A 431-nucleotide genomic window follows, 5' to 3' on the forward strand; every position below is an offset into this window, starting at 1 on the left:
AAAACAACCACAACGGGAATGTTGGCTTGGATTCTAGATCAAAATCAGATTGATACCGGTTTTTTAATTGGCGGTGTTGCGGGGAATTTCGGTATTTCCGCACGAGCTGGCTCAAGTAAATTCTTTGTGATTGAAGCAGACGAATATGACTCAGCCTTCTTTGACAAGCGGTCTAAATTTGTTCATTACACACCAAAAACATTGATTATCAATAACTTAGAATTTGATCACGCCGATATTTTTGATGATCTCAAAGCGATTCAGCGCCAATTCCATCATCTTGTGCGCACAATGCCTAGTCAAGGCTGTATTTTATCTGCAGCTGATGATCAAAACGTACAAGACACGCTGAAAATGGGAAGTTATAGCGAGTTGCAATTTATCGGAGAAGGAAAAGCATGGTTTGCGAAACCAATTTCAACAGATTGTTC

At 39.9% G+C, this 431-nt stretch carries 1 protein-coding gene; it reads left to right on the top strand.

What is annotated here, in order from left to right; translation table 11 throughout:
- Positions 1-431: Mur ligase family protein (locus AM305_RS11525; protein ID WP_005826310.1), on the top strand; the 431-nt coding region annotated here is incomplete at both ends.

The sequence above is a fragment of the Actinobacillus minor NM305 genome, from assembly GCF_000175195.1.
GTDB lineage: Bacteria > Pseudomonadota > Gammaproteobacteria > Enterobacterales > Pasteurellaceae > Haemophilus_A > Haemophilus_A minor.